Below are 13,510 nucleotides of genomic sequence, written 5' to 3' on the forward strand. Positions count from 1 at the left end.
AAAAATTTCAGCTTCAGAAACATGAAAAGCAAAGGCACAGTTTCTTACACTGAAATTTTTTACTAAGTCCTCGGTTATTCGCGGGTGACGTTGGCGCCAAGTGCGCGAAGATCTTCAGCGAAATTTGGATAGCCGCGATCGATGTGGAATGCGCCATCGACGGTGGTTTCACCTTCGGAGACAAGAGCCGCAAGAACTAGTCCGGCGCCGGCGCGGATATCAGTCGCTTCAACGGGTGCACCAGATAGCTGTGGAATACCAGTTATGGAGGCGTGTTTTCCGTCAACGGTTACGTGTGCGCCAAGGCGTGCGAGTTCGTTTACAAACATAAAGCGTGATTCAAAGACATTTTCGGTGACCATGGAATGGCCGTCGGCGATTGCGTTCATTGCGATGATAAATGGCAAGAGATCGGTGGCAAATCCTGGATAGGGAAGTGTTGCAACATCTGTTGCACGTGGACGTTGGTTCATCTGCACACGAATGCCGTCGGCAGTTGAGGTAATGATTGCGCCAGCATGCGCTAACTTTTCGAGCATAACTTCCATATGGTCAGCGCGACCACCATGAATTGTGATGTCGCCTTGGGTCATCGCAGCGGCAAATGCCCATGTGCCGGCGATGATGCGATCAGTAATTGTGGTGTGATCAGTTGGGTTTAACTTAGAAACACCAGTGATCTTAATTAGCGGTGAACCAAGTCCTTCAATCTTTGCGCCCATTGAGATTAAGAATTCACCCAGATCAACTAAATCAGGTTCGCGCGCTGCGTTATCGATCGTTGTTATGCCCTTTGCCAGAACGGCAGCGGTCATTAAGTTTTCAGTAGCGCCAACGCTTGGGAAATCTAATTCGATAGTGGCGCCAGTTAAACCGTTAGGTGCTTCGGCGATTACATAACCATGTTCGACGTGAGCGGTTGCACCGAGTGATTCGAGGCCTTTAATGTGAAAATCTAAACCGCGTGAACCAATCGCATCACCGCCAGGAAGTGCGACTTCGGCTTTGCCGACGCGAGCAACCAGTGGGCCAAGTACATTGATAGATGCGCGCATCTTGCGCACGAGATCGTAATCGGCGCGATGTGCTGGCGCTTCGGGAACGGTAATTGAGAGATTAGAACCATCGCGTGAAACTTCACATCCCAGGCGCTTTAGTAAATCGGCCATGATGTCTACGTCGGCGATATCCGGAACGTTGCGGATCGTTGATGTGCCAACGGCCAATAGCGAGGCCGCCATCAGCTTTAGGACAGAATTCTTAGCGCCAGTGACCGTTACTTCGCCCTTTAGGCTGCATCCGCCGACGATGCGAAAGCGATCGTTGGTCGAACCTTGCGAAGATGCCATATCCGAAGTCTACTTATAGGCTAGGGCCATGGTTAATTTAACGCGTATTTACACCAAGACAGGCGATGACGGATCTACCTCCCTCGGAGATATGAGCCGAACTTCCAAGAACGATTCACGCCTTGAGGCATATGCCACCGTTGATGAAGCAAATTCAACAATCGGAGTTGTTATTGCAACCGACGAACTCAGCGATGATATTCGCGCGCTTTTAGTTCGTATCCAAAACGATCTCTTCGATGTCGGAGCTGACCTCTGTACGCCAGTTGTAGATTCACCAGCATTTGAACCGTTGCGTGTTCTGGAATCTCAGATTACATTTCTGGAAGAGCAGATCGATAAGTACAACGCAGATCTGCAACCACTTCGTTCTTTCGTATTGCCATCAGGAACTCCTGCAGCCGCACATTTGCATGTAGCGCGCACTGTTGTTCGCCGTGCAGAGCGTCGCACCTGGGCAGCAATCCATGGTTTCGGTACAGGTGTGAATCCACTGACTGCTAAATATTTAAATCGTTGCTCTGATCTTCTCTTCGTTTTGGCGCGCGTTGCCAATAAGGAAATCGGCGATCAACTTTGGGTACCCGGAGCAAACCGCTAACTTTTTAGAACTGCGCGCGCTATCTTTTCATCGCGTTCAAAGACATATAAACGAGGTCCATCTTTAGTTTGGGCCAAGTTTGCCTTTATCTCTGCGGTGGCAAGCTTTAAGCGCAGCAGCTCGCCTTCGATGTAGTTATTTGGTGATGCGATAACAACTAGCGCGCCGTAATCATCTTCACCGCCAACTTTTGGTGTGCGCTCGACAACAGATTTTCCACGCTTAAATGCCCAACGCAGAATTAGCGAGAGAATTGCTACGGCAAAGAAACCGCCGAAACTAGATAGAAAGAGCCCGTTATTGATTCCGCCGAGCATCGCTAATTTGCGCTTACTTGGTAATCAGTATTTGGAAGCGGTCCTGATGGATCGCCTTGGTTGCAATCCACATTGATATTGGAAACTATCTGGCCGGCACCAATTGGTTCAGTTGTAACCAAGAGAACGGTCACCACTTGCTGAGGGGCGCTACGTCCCACATCTGCAATGATTTTTCCGAAGGTTTTAGTAGTGCGATTCTCAGGTGAAGTTGCACCAACCACATCGGCGGTAACTCTCCACCAACGACAACCTGTTTCGGCTGCTACTAAGACAGCTCCACAAGTGAATTGTGTACAGGATTTAACCTGCGAAGCCAGCGCTGATTTGGCCGAGAGAAGCCCCACCAACTCTTTTGCATTTGGAACCTTTAGATACAACTTAGTTTCACCCAATGGATCGGTCTTAAAGCCAACTGGCGGCCACTTCGGTGATGGAGAAGGTAACTTCTTAGCAACTTTCTTTTTCTTCTTTACCGGGGCTTTCTTTACTGGAGCCTTCTTTACCGGCGCTTTCTGAGTGGCACTCGCCTTCGGTGTTGGCGTAGGGCTTTTAGTTGCCGCAATAGTGGAAGTCAGCGAGAGCGATAGAAAGAGCACTGAGAAGATTGCAACTAACTTAATTCTCATCGCTCTTGCTCCCATTTAAAGGTTTTGATCGAAATCACTAAACCGGCGATTAACCACGCCAGAATAATCCAGAAAGTACGGCCGGTCTCCCAAGTACCGGCAACTTCTTGCGCAGCAAATGAATCTGGCAGGAATACCGAACGCATACCTTGGGTCATCCACTTAAGTGGGAAGATCGCAGCGACTTGCTGCATCCAGCCTGGCAAATCTGTGAAGACAAAGAAGACTCCGCTAAAGAATTGCAGAATGATTACTACAGGTGAGACAACTGCAGATGCGCCGCGACCGCTCTTAGGAATGACAGAGAAGGCAATGCCGAGCGCAGTTGATGCGGCGCTTCCCAAGATGATCAACCAAGTAAAGGTCAACCACTTTGCCGGATCAGTTGGAAGATTTACCCCGAAGAATAAGACACCTGCAATAAGAAGCAGTGCTACTTGAATAACCATAGTTACAAATACAACGATTGATTTACCTATGAAATAACTTGATGCTGGCATCGGAGTGCCACGCAAGCGTTTTAGCGTTCCAAAATCACGTTCTACGGGAATCATGATTGCAAGCTGTTGGAAGCCAGTGTTAACAAGGCCCGATGCGATCATTCCGGCAACAAAGTACTGACTAAAAGTTACGCCATCAGTAAGTTCGTTGGTAAAGACTGAACCAAAGATAGCGAGCAACATAATTGGAAATGCCAGGGTAAAGACCACGGATTCGCGCTGGCGCATAAATTGTTTAACTTCCAGGCCACCGCGCGCAATACCAATTGCTAAGGCGCTGGGTACTTTATTGGTCTGCACTTTATTCGCTGACATCGGCGCCTCCAATCATTTCTAGGTATATATCTTCAAGTGAAGCGCGCTTGACGGTGAGTTCAGGGATCTCATCTTTATAAGTCTCGGTGAGTTTACGAATGAGTGCGGTTGGATTATCGGTGCGCTCAGTTTGAATACCGTTGGCACCCTTCCAAGAAACTGTGGCAAGTGATGTAGCACGGCCACCCAACAGAGCAGGGGTTGCAACTTCGATGATCTTGCCTTGATTAATCACGGCAACTCGATCAGCTAGCGCTTCAGCCTCATCTAGATAATGGGTAGTAAGCAAGATTGTTGCGCCAGACTTTCGCAGATCTTGAATCAGCGCCCAGAATGCGCGACGCGCTTCAGGATCAAAGCCGGTTGTCGGTTCATCTAGAAAGAGAAGTTCGGGGGATCCGATAAATCCGAGCGCTACATCAAGGCGGCGGCGTTGTCCGCCAGAGAGCGTTCTGATTAGCTCGCTAGATTTATCAGTTAATCCAACTGCGTTGATTACCTCATCAACACCGCGTGGATTTGAGTAGTACTTTGCAAAGTGTGCGACAGTTTCATAAACAGATAGGTCACCAGCATCGTTAGTTGATTGCAGAACTATGCCGATGCGGTTACGCCATTTACGGGCCTGCTCGCCTTTAACTCCGGGATCGGTGCCGAGCACTGAAACTTCACCACGGTCGCGATCGCGGAAGCCTTCTAGGATTTCCACGGTGGTCGTCTTACCTGCGCCATTTGGACCAAGAAGGGCAAATATCTCGCCGGGTTCGATAGTTAGATCGATACCGGCTACCGCCTTATTGGCGCCATAACTTTTTTCCAGGCCACGGACGGTAATCACGCTGCTCATATGGCAACCATGCCACATTCAGGGCAAAAGTGCGAGAAAATGAATCCATGAGCCCACGACGCAACTATCCAAAGGGGCGTCGCCCAAAGGATGAAGAGCGCGATATCGCGACCTCTAATCAAACTATCGAAGAACATACAGATGGCGATTTTATTGTTCGAAAGATCACCGGATCCAGTTCAAATAAACCTTATCGCTGTCCTGGTTGTGATCAAGTAATTCCAATGGCAACTCCGCACACTGTTGCATGGATGATCGGTGATGAAGATGGTCGTCGCCATTGGCACAATGCATGTTGGGCAAAGCGCAATAATCGCAAGCCAAATACAGAGCGCACACGTAATGCGCCGCGCTTCTAATTGACTTTAGAAATTAGCCCAAGCGGCCGTTAAGTAAGCGCGTCAAGGTAACAATCAACTTATCGTTTCCTTTAGTGCGTTTAAAGCTAGTGAATGCAATTGGTAATTGGAATCGCGCGCGAACAACGGTGCGCGGGTAGGTAAATTCAAGAATTCCTTCTGGGCCATGGATACGTCCGTAACCACTATCTTTCACGCCACCAAATGGCACTGAAGCAATTGCTGCAAATGAAATAGTTGAGTTAATGGCAACCATTCCGCAATGCAATTGGCGGGCAATCTTCTTGCCTTGACGTTTAGACCAGATAGATGAGCCAAGCCCGTATCTAGAGGCGTTAGATAACGCGATCGCTTCAGCCATTGATTTCACGCGATTGATCGCGATAGTTGGCCCAAAGGTTTCTTCCAACATCGCTGTGGAATTTTCAGGAACATCGAGCAAGATAACTGGTTCAACGAACGGCGCTTTAACTGAATCTGAGCCACCGAGTGCAACCTTGGCACCCTTAGCGATCGCATCATCGATATGTCCTTGAATAACGTTTATCTGCGAAGGCATTGTTGCAGGCCCGTAGTTGCCAACTCCGGGAGCGCCCGGGTGAATTGATTTAGCAACCTTGATCGCTTCTTCAATAAATTTATCGGCCACCTTTTCATGAACATATACGCGCTCTGCACCGATACATGTTTGCCCAGCGTTAGACATGGAAGACCAGATAGTGGCATCAGCTGCGCGCTTGATATCGGCATCTTCAGCAACGATTACTGGATCTTTGCCACCACATTCGAGAACAACTGGTGTCATATTTGCAGCACATGCTGCAGCAACTAACTTGGCGGTGCGAGTAGAACCAGTGAACGCCAATTTATCGACGCCACTTTCGCATAAATCTTTTCCGGTAGCGCCAAGACCTGTAACGCAGGTGAAGATGTCGGCAAATGGTGCAACTTCTGCAAAAGTCTTAGCCAGTATCGCGCCAACACCTGGTGTGTATTCACTTGGCTTAAAGACAACGGTATTTCCAGCAGCGAGTGCGTAGGAAATAGATCCCATTGGCGTAAAGATTGGATAGTTCCAAGGGCCAATCACACCGACTACTCCAACTGGAGAACGTTCCACAGTTGCTGACATATTTGCCATAAGTGCGCCAGGAGAACGATGTGATGTGCGCATTGCATCTTCAGCATGACGCGCTGCCCAACCTAAGTGGCCAACTGCAAGGGATGCCTCAAGTTTGGCATCGCTAACTGGCTTTCCAGTCTCTCTCGATACAAGTTCGGCAATTTCATCAAGTTGTGAAATAAGTAAGTTGCTCCACTTAAGCAATACTTTACGGCGACCCTTGAATCCCAAATCCTGCCAAGCGCTCGATGCGCTGCGAGCTGCAGCAACCGCGCTAAAGACAGTCTCGCGATCTGCGATTGGATAATTGGCGATTACCTCACCAGTAACTGGATAGTGCGAGGCAAATGTATTGGCAGATGCGTTTGTAGAAGTGGACATAGGGAAAGACTAGACTCTCCTGCATGTTGCAGCCAGTACGTCCAAGCACAGTTCTACCGGCGCTGCGCACTCCATTTATCGTTACAACAAGCGATGGCCAAACGCTGATTGGCGAAAGCGCGGCACCACTTGATGGATACACCGGCGCAATCCTTTGCTTACATCCCTTGCCGACAGCAGGCGGCATGATGGACAGCCATGTTTATAAGAAGGCTGCTAATCGCTTGCCAGATATGGCTGGCATAGCAGTTGTTCGTTTCAATACTCGCGGAACAATAAGTGAAGCAGGTAGCAGCACCGGAACATTTGATAACGGTGGCTTAGAAAAATTCGATGTCGAAGCGATGATGACCTACTGCTTAGATACTTTGAAGTTAGAGAATGTCTGGGTAGTCGGATGGTCGTTTGGAACTGATTTAGCGCTTCGACATGCAAAAGACCCACGAATCACGGGTTTAATTCTTTTATCACCGCCACTTCGCACATCTGAAGTTAGCGATCTTGAGTATTGGGCAAAAGATGGACGTCGCGTTATTGCACTGGTTCCCGAATTTGATGATTACCTGCAACCACCAGAAGCGATTGAAAGATTCAAACCGTTGACTCAAATAGAAATAATTCCTGTTGCTGGTGCGAAACATCTCTGGGTAGGAGAGCCTGCTGTCCACACCGTTTTGAGTGAGATAACTAAAGTGATTGCGCCAGAGCGCTTGCCGCTGCCTACTGAGATTTAAGAGTTATCTGCGCGCGGGAAGACGACTTCATCAAGGATCAAGATCACTGATGCAGCAATTGGCACAGCAAGTAATCCGCCGATTAGGCCAAGAAGTGATGAACCAATTAGCGCGGAGATGATGGTTACTGCGCCAGGAAGAGCAAGAGTGCGCTTCATGATTCGTGGTGTCACTACGTAATTTTCAACTTGTACATAAACAACGTATGCCAGAAATGCTATTAAGCCAATTGATACCGATTGGGTTAGGGCAATGATTGTCACGACGGAGCAACCTATGAAATGGCCAATGAGTGGAATCAAACCACAGACCAAAACAATCATCGCAATTGCAATTGGTGATGGAAGTGCCAAAACAAGCGAAAGGGCAAAGACAAATGTTGCAGCCATAAATGCAATTGCAATTTGGCTTCCAACGAATGATCCCACTCTAGAAATAACTGCATTAACAAGAAGCGTTAATCGTTCTCTGCGGCTAGCAGGTGCGAAGCGCACTCCGAGTTCAACCATTTGTGGAAGGGAGGTAATGAAGTAGAGGGTCAGAATTAGAATTGTTAGAGCAGAGAAAGCACCTGAGAGGACAGACTTTCCAACACCAATCACGCCACCGAATGCAGAGATAATCAACGATCCATCCGCGGTGACTTCTTTTAATTGAGCCTGCAAAGTATCAATAATTCCGAATTGGTCATTTAAGTCTGCGATCGTCGCATTGTTTTCTAGATCAGCCAGTAAGGTCGGCGCCGAATTAATTAAGTTTGTGCCTTGTGAAAGTACGGGCGGAACGACCACGGCGATAAAGAAACCCGTGAAAAGAATTACTGAAACGAAAATAATGGCTACAGAATTAGTTCTAGAAAGACCACGCCGTTGAATCGCTACAACTGCCGGATTTAACCCTGTTGCTAAAAAGAGGGCTACGACAATCAAGACAAATATCTGGCTGGTACTGGCAAGTGCGCGCATCAAGACGATTGCGACTAAGGCTCCGAGCGTTGCGACAAATCCAAAATAGAACGGATGTGATCTATCTATCGGATTTCCTTGAGTACCAAAATCTGTTGGTGCAGTGTTTGCCTTAGGTTTACGTTTGATGCGATCTGCTATTGCCATGTGACCTATTCTAAAGCGATATCCTTCATACATGGCGTTACGCATTACGGGATTAGGCGAAGAAATCGCCGCCGTTACTGGCTTGCCTTGGCATATTAATTTGGAGGAGTGGCCGGAAGATCCAGCGCTGACCGAAAAGCGCGGTATTTCCAGACATATCGTTCGCTTGGTTCGATCCACCGATGATCCGGATGCGGAAGTCTATGCAGTTAAAGAGACGGTCTCTGAATTCGCAAACCGCGAATATAAAGCGCTGCGCGAACTGGCACACCTCGGAGCACCAAGCGTTCAGCCGATCGCTGTTATTGAAGGCCGTACTGACGAAGCAAGCGAAGAACTTCCTTGTGCGCTGGTAACTCGCTTCTTGCCATACTCATTGCCATATCGCGTTCTGCTTAGCGGTAAAGATGTGACTGCAAATGACATCACGATGATGGCCAACGCTTTAGCTCTATTGCTGGTGCAGTTGCACTTACTTGGCTTCTGGTGGGGCGATTGCTCGCTTTCCAATACTTTATTCCGCCGCGATGCGGAAGCCTTTGCCGCTTACTTAGTTGATGCTGAAACTGGCGAATTTCAAAAGACATTAAGCGATGGACAGCGCGAACATGATTTAGAGATCGCGCACTTTAACGTTGCCGCTGAACTTGAAGATTTAGCTCTCTCTGGCGTTCTATATCCTGGCATGGATCCGATCCGCGCTAGCGAGGCGGTAATCAAGCGTTATCACCGAATCTGGAAAGCGCTTAAGGAGCGTCAGGTTCTAGATCCAAAAGATCGTCACGCCGTCGAACGCGCGATGCGTCAGCTACATGATCTCGGGTTTGCGGTAGATGAAGTCTCGGTTTCTCTAGATGGTGAGTCACAAAAACTTTACTTCCAGCCAAAACTTGTGGCACCTGGATATCACCGCAATCGTTTGCGCGAGTTAACTGGACTCGAAACTGAAGCGCTGCAAGCAAAGCGCTTGTTGGCATCTCTTGATCGCTTCCGGGGCCGTGAAGAAAGTCCGAAACCACCTATGCAAGATTCCGCACGTCGTTGGCTAAATGAAACTTATATGCCGATCGTTGTGATGATTCCTGATAATTTAAAGGGCCGAATCGAAGAAGCACAGTTCTTCCATGAAGTTTTAGAGCATCGCTGGTATTTAAGTGAGCGTGAAGGCCATGATGTTGGGCTAACCTTTGCAGCACAGTCATATATTGAAGATGTACTGCCATTTCGTCGTGATTCTGGAGTAGAAGCGGAGGCGCAAGCATGACGCTTCCTCCTAACTTTGGACGCGCAGTTGATCTGAGTTCACTCGGAAAACCAAAGCCTGAGGCTGCAGGGCCTATGCCCGGCATTGAGATAACCCCTGAGAATTTAACTAATGAATTCCTCTCACTATCAAAAGCCAAACCCGTTGTACTAATTTGTTGGTCACCTCGTTCACCTGAATCACAAGAGGTCGTAGCAATCCTTGGAAAGTTAGCGTTAGCAGATCAGGGCAGTTGGGTACTTGGTCGCGTTGATGTCGATGCTCAACCACAAGTTGCACAAGCTTTGCAGACGCGTGCGGTGCCCTTTGCTGTTGCAATCATCAATGAGCAAATGGTTCCGCTCTTTGAGCAGCCTTATCCAGAAGAACAGATCCGGATGGTTATCGATAAAGTCTTGGCGTTAGCTACTGAGCAAGGCGTGGGTGGCGCACCTGCTGAAAAGATTGAACCCGAAGAGGAAGAAGCAATTGCTGCTCTAGATGCCGGTGATTACGCCAAGGCAGAAGCGGCATATAAGAAGTTATTAGCGCGCAAACCAAATGATAACTTTGCCATTCTGGGCCTTGCGCAGACGCAGTTGATGGCGCGTACTGATGGAATTGATGGCGCCAAAGTAATGAAGGATGCTTCGGCTCAGCCAGACGATATCGCCATTCAATTGCAATGTGCCGATATTGAAATAGTTAGCGGATATCTGGAGCCAGCCTTTGCGCGGTTGCTACGTTTGATTCCACTCTTTGATGGCGCTGAGAAGAAGTTAGTTAAGGATCGCCTCATCGAGTTATTCGCTCTAGTAGATCCAGCTGATCCACGAGTCATCAAGGCGCGCGCTGCGTTAGCGAATGCGCTTTTCTGATGCGCACTATTTCTCCTAAATCTGAAACTTTTCAACTTCAACTTCTCTTCTTCGTCTTTGCCATCTTCATCATGGCTTGGGTTCCTAGATTTCCTGAAGTTAAAGCCAATCTTGGGCTAAGTAATGGGCAATTCGGAACGCTGATTAGTACAGGCACTTTAGGCGCACTTGCCAGCCTTTTCTTAACCGGCCATATCGTGCACAAGTTTGGTACCAAGATTGTGATTCTGGCCAACACTTTCTTGATGTCTGCGGCGCTAATTTCAATTGTGCAGACTAAATCTCCAACGCTATTTTTGATCTTTAATGTGATTTTAGGCTGGGGTATTTCGGGATATCACATCGCCGTAAATGCTCAAGCCTTCAATTCCATTGAGCGCGTTAAGGGACTCACGATCGCTCGACTGCATGGCATGTGGGCCCTTGGAGCACTCACCACCGCTGTTCTATCTGGACTTATCGTTAGCTATGTTGGTTTAGCGCTTCATATTGGTGGAGTCGCTGTGATCATGGCGGTGTTGATTTTTATTTCGGTTAATAAGTTAAATCCCGTGTTAGTGAAACCAAATGAGGATAGTGAAGAACATTTACCTATTCGCACCTTGTTCACATCATTTAGAGTCGACTGGCTCGTTAGCGGTGGCCTGCTATGCGCAGTCTTCTTAGAGTTTGCCACTGGTGACTGGTCTGCAATTTTCACAAAAGAACGTATCGGCGTGAGCGCAGGGCTTGCAGCGCTGCCTTATATCTTCTTTATGATTGCGATGATCGCCGGACGACTCGGTGCAAATCGCCTAAGCCAGATATTTCATATCCATCACACCGTGAGATTTTTATCTTTCGCCGGTGGAACTGGTTTTATCGTCTTCTTAGCGCTTGCTGTAAATATTCCAAGTGAACATAAATACTGGGCGCTGCTGGCAACTTGTCTGGCTTTCACATTTGCTGGCGCCGGATCTTCGCTGCTTGCTCCAACTTTTTATACCGCTGGCAATCGACGCTCAGCGCTACCGAGCGCAGTAGTTGTTGGACAGATGGGCGTTGTAAACAATACGGCGGTTTTTATCCTCAAAGCCTGCGTGGCTTGGACAGCAGAGTTTTCAGGATCTCTGGCAATTGCTTTGGTAATCCCTGCGCTGATGTTGATTGCAACTGCCTTTTTCGCAAAAGTACTTAAAGTAGATTAAACGCGCTCGAGCCAGACTGTAGAAAGTGGCGGGACTCGGAAAGTCCGCTTTAAATCTGTATCTACATCAACGGCAAATGAGTCATTCGCGATTCCACTACCTCCAAAGGCAATGGCATCGGTATTTAGAATTTCACGCCACACACCGGCAGTTGGTAGCGGCAGTTGGTAGCTCTCATGCGGTACTGGTGAGAAGTTAGTTATACAAACAAGTGGCTTTCCATCATCAGACCAGCGGGTAAAGGCCAAGACATTGCTTGCACCATCATCGCCAACCAGCCAGGAGAAACCTTCCGGGCTTGTATCTTTCTGCCAAAGCGCAGGTTGTGATTTATAGATGGCATTTAACTCGGCAACAACTTTCTGCACCCCGTTATGTTCGGCAAATTCAGTTAAATACCACTGCAGACCAGCGCTCTCACTCCACTCGTCATTTTGTGCAAATTCAGATCCCATAAAGAGCAACTTCTTACCTGGGTGGGCCCACATAAATCCATAGAGAGCACGAAGCGTTGCTAGCTTCTGCCAGCGATCACCCGGAAACTTATTTACTAATTGGCCCTTACCGTGAACAACTTCATCGTGGGAAAGCGGAAGCATAAAGTTTTCAGACCACGCATAAAGAATTGAGAAAGTAATCTCGTTATGGTGATAGACGCGGTGAATTGGATCGTGCTGCAAATATTCCAAGGTGTCGTGCATCCAACCCATATTCCATTTAAAACCAAAGCCCAGACCGTTTGAAGAAGTCTCCTTGGTGACACCCGGCCACGCCGTTGATTCTTCAGCGATCATCATGATGCCGGGATGAGTTTTATATGCAGTCGATGTTGCTTCCTGCAAAAGCTGAACTGCTTCGAGGTTTTCGCGACCCCCAAATTTATTCGGCAGCCATTCGCCCTCTTTACGCGAGTAATCAAGGTAGAGCATTGAAGCAACGGCATCCACACGAAGGCCATCGATGTGGAACTCGGTAAGCCAATAAAGAGCGCTAGCAACTAAGAAATTACGCACTTCATTGCGACCGAAGTTGAAGATCAAGGTGCCCCAGTCAGGGTGTTCACCTAGACGCGGATCGGCATGCTCATAAAGTGCTGTGCCATCGAATTTCGCAAGCGCCCATTCATCTTTGGGGAAGTGCGCAGGAACCCAATCCAGGATTAGGCCAATACCCGCAGCATGAAGCGCATCTACTAAGAATTTAAATTCATCAGGGGATCCAAAGCGCGAAGTCGGTGCAAAGAAGGAAGTTACTTGGTAACCCCAAGAAGGTCCATATGGATGCTCGGTAACTGGCAAGAATTCCACGTGGGTAAAGCCTTGTTCTGTTACATAGCTAACGAGTTCGGTCGCTAGTTCGCGATAGGAAAGCCCTAACTTCCAAGAGCCTAAGTGGACTTCGTAGACTGCTACTGGGCTGCGCCAAGGTTCAAATTTAGAACGCTCAGCAATCCATTTTGAATCTTGCCATTGATAATTTGATTCGTTAACAATCGATGCGGTGTGTGGGGGAGTCTCAGTTTGGCGGGCAAGTGGATCAGCATGATCTACCCAGCGACCGTCGATGCCGCAGATGGCAAACTTGTATTTAACTCCTGCACCGATATCTGCAATAAAGATCTCCCAGATACCAGATGAACCTAAGCGAATCATGGGATGGGTGTTCTTATCCCAGTAATTTAAATCGCTAATCAAACTAACTGCGTGGGCATTTGGCGCCCAAACGGTAAAGGCGGTTCCAAGTAGTTCACCATTTTGATCGCGCCTTACATGCGCGCCAAGGACTTCCCATAACTTCTCATGGCGACCTTCTGCAAGTAGATGAAAATCTAGCTCGCCGAGTGTGGAGTTAGGATTTAAAAATGTGGCGGGCGCTATGTAGATCTCTTCCTTTGCGTCTTTACTCTTACCGAAGAGCTTCTGGAAGAAAGACATG

The 13,510-nt window shown here is 48.1% G+C and carries 14 protein-coding genes; 6 read left to right on the forward strand and 8 right to left on the reverse strand.

Features of this window, described 5'->3' with window-relative positions; all coding sequences use genetic code 11:
- Positions 1 to 74: 74 nt before the first annotated feature.
- Positions 75 to 1,349: a UDP-N-acetylglucosamine 1-carboxyvinyltransferase gene (gene murA / locus A1sIIB60_RS01350; RefSeq protein WP_095677100.1), complete on the reverse strand. Its 1,275-nt coding sequence runs from the start codon at positions 1,347 to 1,349 to the stop codon at positions 75 to 77.
- A gap of 28 nt (positions 1,350 to 1,377) precedes the next feature.
- On the opposite strand from murA, the gene A1sIIB60_RS01355 reads away from it, so the two are divergent.
- The gene (locus tag A1sIIB60_RS01355; RefSeq protein WP_095677101.1) at positions 1,378 to 1,950 is read left to right on the forward strand and encodes a cob(I)yrinic acid a,c-diamide adenosyltransferase; all 573 of its coding nucleotides are present in this window, start codon (positions 1,378 to 1,380) and stop codon (positions 1,948 to 1,950) included.
- On the opposite strand, the gene A1sIIB60_RS01360 is transcribed toward A1sIIB60_RS01355, so the two are convergent.
- From A1sIIB60_RS01360 to A1sIIB60_RS01375, 4 genes are read right to left on the reverse strand one after another with little or no spacing between them, the layout of a single operon-like run.
- Positions 1,947 to 2,267, reverse strand: coding sequence for a hypothetical protein (locus tag A1sIIB60_RS01360; RefSeq protein ID WP_095670734.1), 321 nt, complete (start codon positions 2,265 to 2,267; stop codon positions 1,947 to 1,949). The two genes, A1sIIB60_RS01355 and A1sIIB60_RS01360, sit on opposite strands and share 4 nt — an antisense overlap.
- Before the next feature lie 2 nt (positions 2,268 to 2,269).
- The gene (locus tag A1sIIB60_RS01365; protein ID WP_095677102.1) at positions 2,270 to 2,896 is read right to left on the reverse strand and encodes a hypothetical protein; all 627 of its coding nucleotides are present in this window, start codon (positions 2,894 to 2,896) and stop codon (positions 2,270 to 2,272) included.
- Complete coding sequence (locus A1sIIB60_RS01370) at positions 2,893 to 3,711, reverse strand: ABC transporter permease (RefSeq protein WP_095677103.1); 819 nt, start codon at positions 3,709 to 3,711, stop codon at positions 2,893 to 2,895. The genes A1sIIB60_RS01365 and A1sIIB60_RS01370 overlap by 4 nt, the downstream gene beginning before the upstream one ends.
- Positions 3,698 to 4,558 carry an ABC transporter ATP-binding protein gene (locus A1sIIB60_RS01375; RefSeq protein ID WP_095677830.1) on the reverse strand — a complete coding sequence of 287 codons (861 nt, stop codon included), beginning with the start codon at positions 4,556 to 4,558 and terminating at the stop codon, positions 3,698 to 3,700. The genes A1sIIB60_RS01370 and A1sIIB60_RS01375 overlap by 14 nt, the downstream gene beginning before the upstream one ends.
- 47 nt (positions 4,559 to 4,605) lie before the next feature.
- Here A1sIIB60_RS01375 and A1sIIB60_RS01380 point away from each other — a divergent pair, with 47 nt between their 5' ends.
- The gene (locus A1sIIB60_RS01380; protein ID WP_095670738.1) at positions 4,606 to 4,917 is read left to right on the forward strand and encodes a hypothetical protein; all 312 of its coding nucleotides are present in this window, start codon (positions 4,606 to 4,608) and stop codon (positions 4,915 to 4,917) included.
- Between the two features lie 13 nt (positions 4,918 to 4,930).
- Here A1sIIB60_RS01380 and A1sIIB60_RS01385 read toward each other — a convergent pair whose 3' ends face one another.
- Positions 4,931 to 6,421 (reverse strand): aldehyde dehydrogenase family protein, encoded by a 1,491-nt coding sequence (locus A1sIIB60_RS01385; protein ID WP_095677104.1) that lies wholly within the window; start codon positions 6,419 to 6,421, stop codon positions 4,931 to 4,933.
- A gap of 23 nt (positions 6,422 to 6,444) precedes the next feature.
- Between A1sIIB60_RS01385 and A1sIIB60_RS01390 the strand changes: the two genes are divergently transcribed.
- The gene (locus tag A1sIIB60_RS01390) at positions 6,445 to 7,155 is read left to right on the forward strand and encodes an alpha/beta hydrolase (protein WP_095688867.1); all 711 of its coding nucleotides are present in this window, start codon (positions 6,445 to 6,447) and stop codon (positions 7,153 to 7,155) included.
- Here the strand turns inward: A1sIIB60_RS01390 and A1sIIB60_RS01395 are convergent.
- The gene (locus tag A1sIIB60_RS01395) at positions 7,152 to 8,267 is read right to left on the reverse strand and encodes an AI-2E family transporter (protein WP_095677831.1); all 1,116 of its coding nucleotides are present in this window, start codon (positions 8,265 to 8,267) and stop codon (positions 7,152 to 7,154) included. The two genes, A1sIIB60_RS01390 and A1sIIB60_RS01395, sit on opposite strands and share 4 nt — an antisense overlap.
- A gap of 31 nt (positions 8,268 to 8,298) precedes the next feature.
- Here A1sIIB60_RS01395 and A1sIIB60_RS01400 point away from each other — a divergent pair, with 31 nt between their 5' ends.
- Genes A1sIIB60_RS01400 through A1sIIB60_RS01410 form a run of 3 tightly spaced genes read left to right on the forward strand, consistent with a single transcriptional unit; the run spans position 8,299 to position 11,575 of the window.
- Positions 8,299 to 9,531 (forward strand): DUF4032 domain-containing protein, encoded by a 1,233-nt coding sequence (locus A1sIIB60_RS01400; RefSeq protein ID WP_095677106.1) that lies wholly within the window; start codon positions 8,299 to 8,301, stop codon positions 9,529 to 9,531.
- Positions 9,528 to 10,388 carry a tetratricopeptide repeat protein gene (locus tag A1sIIB60_RS01405; protein WP_095677107.1) on the forward strand — a complete coding sequence of 287 codons (861 nt, stop codon included), beginning with the start codon at positions 9,528 to 9,530 and terminating at the stop codon, positions 10,386 to 10,388. Before A1sIIB60_RS01400 ends, A1sIIB60_RS01405 begins: the two co-directional genes overlap by 4 nt.
- Positions 10,388 to 11,575 carry an MFS transporter gene (locus tag A1sIIB60_RS01410; RefSeq protein WP_095677108.1) on the forward strand — a complete coding sequence of 396 codons (1,188 nt, stop codon included), beginning with the start codon at positions 10,388 to 10,390 and terminating at the stop codon, positions 11,573 to 11,575. Before A1sIIB60_RS01405 ends, A1sIIB60_RS01410 begins: the two co-directional genes overlap by 1 nt.
- Here the strand turns inward: A1sIIB60_RS01410 and glgB are convergent.
- On the reverse strand, positions 11,572 to 13,509 hold the full coding sequence (gene glgB, locus A1sIIB60_RS01415; protein WP_095677109.1) for a 1,4-alpha-glucan branching protein GlgB: 1,938 nt from the start codon (positions 13,507 to 13,509) through the stop codon (positions 11,572 to 11,574). The two genes, A1sIIB60_RS01410 and glgB, sit on opposite strands and share 4 nt — an antisense overlap.
- Position 13,510: the final 1 nt, after the last annotated feature.

The sequence above is a fragment of the Candidatus Planktophila lacus genome (assembly GCF_002288385.1).
Taxonomy (GTDB): Bacteria; Actinomycetota; Actinomycetes; order Nanopelagicales; family Nanopelagicaceae; genus Planktophila; species Planktophila lacus_D.